A 4,046-nucleotide genomic window follows, 5' to 3' on the forward strand; every position below is an offset into this window, starting at 1 on the left:
TTTTTGAGGATGGCGCACGGGTGCACAGCACCCTCGAACTCCGCCGGAACCCGGAATCGGATGAGACGGCGGCGCCTCTGGAGCTCGATGGTGATAGCCTGACGCTCGAGTCTGTCGCTCTGAACGGCGCTGAGCTGGCCGCGGGTGATTATGAAGATCGGGGCGATCAATTGGTGGTTCGCTCGGTGCCGGAACAGTTCACTTTGACGGTCGTCACCTGGATCGAGCCGCAGAACAATACCCGTCTGGAAGGGCTTTACAAGTCCTCGGGCATGTTCTGCACCCAGTGCGAGGCTGAAGGGTTCCGCTGCATCACATTCTTCCCGGACCGCCCGGACGTGATGGCGCGTTTCCGCACTCGCATAGAAGCCAACAAGGACGCCTATCCGGTTCTCCTCTCCAACGGTAATGACGTTGAAAAAGGCGAGCTGGAAAACGGCCGTCATTTTGTTACCTGGGAAGATCCGTTCCCCAAGCCCTGTTACCTCTTCGCCCTGGTGGCCGGAGATCTGGTTGAGAAACGGGACACGTTTTCCACGTGCTCTGGCCGCGACATCGATCTGCGCATGTATGTGGAGCCCCGCAACGCCGAGAAATGCGATCACGCCATGGACTCGCTGAAGCGTTCCATGCGCTGGGATGAGGAAGTCTATGGTCGAGAATACGACCTCGATATTTTCATGATTGTGGCGGTAGACGACTTCAACATGGGCGCCATGGAGAACAAGGGGCTCAACATCTTCAACTCGTCCTGTGTTCTGGCCAGCCAGGAAACCGCCACAGACCTGGCATTCCAGCGTATCGAGGCCATCGTTGCCCACGAATATTTCCATAACTGGTCCGGCAACCGGGTTACCTGCCGCGACTGGTTCCAGCTCAGCCTGAAAGAGGGCTTTACCGTTTTCCGGGATTCCCAGTTCTCGGCAGACATGGGTTCGCCGACTGTGAAGCGGATTGAGGATGTCACGCTGCTGCGTACCGCCCAGTTTGCTGAAGACGGAGGCCCGATGTCGCATCCGGTGCGGCCGGCTTCCTATATGGAAATCTCTAACTTCTACACCCTGACCATTTATGAGAAAGGTGCAGAGGTCGTACGCATGATCCATACCCTGCTGGGGCCGGACATGTTCCGCAAGGGCAGTGACCTGTATTTCAAGCGCCACGATGGCCAGGCCGTCACAACCGATGATTTTGTAAAAGCCATGGAGGATGCCTCCGGCCGTGATCTGAGCCAGTTCCGTCTGTGGTACGAGCAGGCCGGCACGCCGGTGTTGGCCATTTCGGACGACTTTGACGCGGAGACAGGTGTGTACCGCCTGACTGTTGAGCAAAGCATTCCGGATACCCCGGGCCAGACCAACAAAAAACCCCAGCACATCCCGTTTGCGCTGGGTCTGCTTGGACAGGATGGCCAGCCCCTGCCGTTGCAGCTTGAATCCGGAGATTCGGGTGCGCCGACGGAGCGGGTGCTTGAGCTGACCGAAGCCGTCCACACGTTCGAATTCCATGGCGTCGAATCCAGACCTGTGCCATCACTTTTGCGGCACTTCTCCGCGCCGGTTCGGGTTCGCTACAACTGGAGCCGAGAACAGCTGCTCTTCCTGATGAGCCATGATCCGGACGGTTTCAATCGTTGGGATGCGGGTCAGAGACTGGCGGTCGATGTTATTCAATCGCTGGTTAATGCGCCCGATGATGCCGAGATTGACCCGAGACTGGTTGAGGCCTATCGCAAGCTGATTTCCGACGCCGATCTTGACCAGGCACTGGTTGCGAAAATGCTGCAGCTGCCATCTGAAGCCTACCTGATTGAACTGACAGACAAGGCCGATGTGCCGGCTATCCATCGTGCTCGCGAGGCCGTGCTGCGGCATCTGGCGGGTGCCCTGAAAGGCGAGTTGCTGGGCTGTTACCAACGGCATCAGGGCAGTGGCCCTTACGAGGTGACACCGGAAGCTATTGCCCGCCGTAGCCTGCGCAACACCGCGCTGGCCTGGCTGCTGATGATTGATGATGAGGAGGGTCGGAGTCTGGCTGTCAGTCAGTTGAACGCCGCTGACAATATGACCGATCGCATGGGTGCCTTGCGAGCACTGGTCAATTCAGGCTTTGAGTCTGATCGCCAGGAGGCGCTGGACGACTTTTACAATCGGTTCCAGGACGACCCCCAGGTTGTTGAGCAATGGTTCTCTGTCCAGGCGGCCAGTGATCAGGCCGGGCAGCTCTCTGATATCCACAAGCTTCTTGAGCATCCGGCGTTCGACTGGAAAAACCCCAACAAGATCCGGTCTGTGGTTGGCGCGTTTGCGGGCCAGAACCTGGCAGCTTTCCATAATCCGGACGGATCCGGTTACCAGTTCCTGGCCGATCAGGTGTGCCGCCTGGACGACAGCAATCCGCAGATTGCCGCGCGTCTGGTTACGCCACTGACCCGTTGGAGAAAGTTTGCGCCCTCGTACAGCGACCGCATGAAATCGGCCCTGGAGCGTATCCGGGACAAAGCCGGATTGTCCCGGGACGTCTACGAGGTAGTGCACAAGAGCCTTGCCGATTGAAGTCAGATACAAAATCGCACTTTCGGTCGATAGACTTTAGTCTGGGATCGGTTAATCTGGAATAAGGTCTGTAATTCCATCAGACGACAATAAAAAAGCCTCCAAAGAGGCTTCCAGACGCACTTAAGGTTTCACAATGATGTATAACAAAAATGCGATTCTCGGCGGCCTCTTGGCTCTCTCCGTGGCATTAGCGCCTGCGTGGGCGGCTGTGTCAGCAAGTGAAGCGGCCCGTCTGGGTCAGGAGTTGACACCCTTTGGCTCGCCCAAGGCCGGCAACAGCGCCGGAACCATTCCGGCCTGGACCGGAGGCTTGACAGAGCCGCCTCCCGGCTATGAGGGAAGCGGCCAGCACCACATCAATCCTTTTCCGGATGACGAAGTCCTGTTTACCATCACGCCAGCCAACATGGATCAGTACGGGGAGTACCTTACTGATGGTGTGAAGGCGTTGCTGGAAACCTACCCGACAACGTTCCGCGTGCCCGTTTATCAGTCCCGTCGTACCCATGCGGTGCCCGATTGGGTGGCTGAGAATACTCGGGAAAACGCTGTGAACGCAGAAATTGTTGGGCAGGGCGAAGGCCTGGATGGCGCGTTTGGCGGCTACCCGTTCCCGATTCTGCATGGCAATGACGAGCAGAAAGCCTGGCAGGCGGTGTGGAACCATCTGACACGCTGGCGCGGTGTGTCTGTAACCCGGCGCTCCAGTGAGGTGGCGGTCCAGACCAACGGTGACTATTCGCTGGTTACCTCTCAGCAGGAAGCCTTCTTCAATTACTACAACCCGGAAGGCGGTGAAGAAGATCTGGATAACGTGATCTTCTACTACCTGTCGTTTACCCAATCACCACCCCGTCTGGCCGGTGGTGCCATCCTGATCCACGAAACCCTTAACCAGATCATCAATCCGCGGAATGGCTGGGGTTATAACGCCGGGCAGCGTCGCGTGCGACGGGCGCCAAACCTTGGTTACGATTCGCCGATTGCAGCGGCAGACAACCTTCGTACTGCAGATGATACCGATATCTTCAACGGGGCCCTGGACCGTTACAACTGGAATTACGAGGGCAAGCGGGAGATCTACATCCCCTACAACAACTACCGGATTGGTGAAAAAGGTCTTCCTTACGAGGAAATCCTGGGTATCTCACACCTGAATCCGGACCTCACCCGCTGGGAGCTCCACCGCGTTCATGTGGTTGAAGCCACGCTGAAAGACGGGGAGCGCCATATCTACGGCAAACGTCGGTTCTATATTGACGAGGATAGCTGGAACACCGTTCTGCTGGATCAGTACGACGGTCGTGGCGAACTCTGGCGGGTAACCATGGGCCTGCCCAAAAATTATTATGAACTTCCGGGTGTGTGGACGGTTCTTGACGTCTATCATGACCTTCAGGCCCGTCGTTATCATGTGCTCGGCCTGGATACCGAAGAGGGTTCCACCCGTAAGTTTACCAACGACGTGCCCAACCGACGGTATTTCTC

2 protein-coding genes are annotated in these 4,046 nt (G+C 57.2%); both read left to right on the forward strand.

The genetic code is table 11. From position 1 onward, the window contains the following. Window positions 1-2,555, forward strand: a 2,555-nt coding sequence (pepN, locus tag B2W52_RS21940; RefSeq protein ID WP_286804085.1) for an aminopeptidase N, incomplete at its 5' end; no start/stop codon positions are given. A gap of 136 nt (window positions 2,556-2,691) precedes the next feature. Next, the coding region (locus B2W52_RS21945) for a DUF1329 domain-containing protein (RefSeq protein WP_286804086.1) at window positions 2,692-4,046 on the forward strand (1,355 nt) is incomplete at its 3' end.

The sequence above is a fragment of the Marinobacter sp. UBA2498 genome, from assembly GCF_002341575.1.
Classification (GTDB): Bacteria; Pseudomonadota; Gammaproteobacteria; order Pseudomonadales; family Oleiphilaceae; genus Marinobacter; species Marinobacter manganoxydans.